The organism is Vibrio sp. 1457, assembly GCF_033340195.1.
In the GTDB taxonomy this organism is placed as follows: domain Bacteria; phylum Pseudomonadota; class Gammaproteobacteria; order Enterobacterales; family Vibrionaceae; genus Vibrio; species Vibrio alginolyticus.
Genome location: NZ_JAWOWA010000114.1, coordinates 1 through 1,156 on the forward strand (window position 1 = coordinate 1; position 1,156 = coordinate 1,156).

Consider the following 1,156-nt stretch of genomic DNA (forward strand, 5'->3'; position numbering starts at 1 on the left):
CGTAACACCAGTCCGGATGTTCCTTATCTTATTCAGTCATGGGTGATGACCCCAGATAATAAAAAATCAGCAGACTTTATTATTACACCACCGCTATTTGTGCTGAATCCGGCTAATGAGAATCTGTTACGCATTATGTACATTGGTGCGCCGTTGGCGAAAGACAGAGAAACCCTTTTCTTCACTAGCGTACGGGCAGTCCCTTCAACAACGAAGCGGAAAGAGGGAAATACCCTGAAGATTGCCACACAAAGCGTCATCAAACTTTTCTGGCGACCAAAAGGTTTAGCGTATCCCTTAGGCGAGGCTCCGGCGAAACTGCGTTGCACTTCGTCAGCTGACATGGTTACGGTCAGTAACCCAACACCTTATTTCATTACCCTGACAGACCTGAAAATAGGTGGAAAAGTAGTTAAAAATCAAATGATTTCCCCCTTTGATAAATACCAATTTTCTCTGCCAAAGGGGGCCAAAAATAGCAGCGTAACGTATCGAACCATCAATGACTACGGGGCGGAAACGCCGCAACTCAACTGTAAATCGTAAGCCGTCTTCAGTTAAGAGAGCGAGATGTATAGAACTCATCGACAACACAGCCTGTTAAGCTCTGGTGGAGTGCCATCGTTTATTGGTGGGCTGGTGGTGTTTGTGTCGGCAGCGTTCAATGCACAAGCTGAAACCTGGTTCGATCCTGCCTTTTTCAAAGATGATCCCTCAATGGTGGCCGATTTGTCTCGTTTCGAAAAAGGACAAAAAATAACGCCAGGGGTTTATCGTGTCGATATTGTTCTGAATCAGACAATTGTAGATACGCGCAACGTCAATTTTGTTGAGATAACGCCAGAGAAGGGGATTGCCGCCTGTTTGACGACTGAAAGCCTGGATGCAATGGGTGTTAATACTGATGCGTTTCCGGCTTTTAAACAACTGGACAAACAAGCGTGTGTGCCATTGGCGGAGATTATTCCGGATGCCAGCGTAACGTTTAATGTGAATAAACTCCGTCTGGAAATTTCAGTACCGCAAATCGCCATCAAAAGTAATGCCCGTGGTTATGTCCCCCCTGAACGTTGGGATGAAGGGATCAACGCGCTATTACTGGGATATTCGTTTAGCGGGGCTAACAGTATTCATAGCAGCGCAGACAGTGATTCTG

Annotated in this window: 2 protein-coding genes; both read left to right on the forward strand. The window is 46.0% G+C overall.

Going from position 1 to position 1,156, the window contains the following annotated elements:
- Positions 1–546, forward strand: a 546-nt coding sequence (locus tag R7Z41_RS24135; protein ID WP_318141655.1) for a molecular chaperone, incomplete at its 5' end; no start/stop codon positions are given.
- A 24-nt stretch (positions 547–570) separates the two neighbouring features.
- On the forward strand, positions 571–1,156 hold a 586-nt coding region (locus tag R7Z41_RS24140), incomplete at its 3' end, for a FimD/PapC N-terminal domain-containing protein (protein ID WP_318141656.1).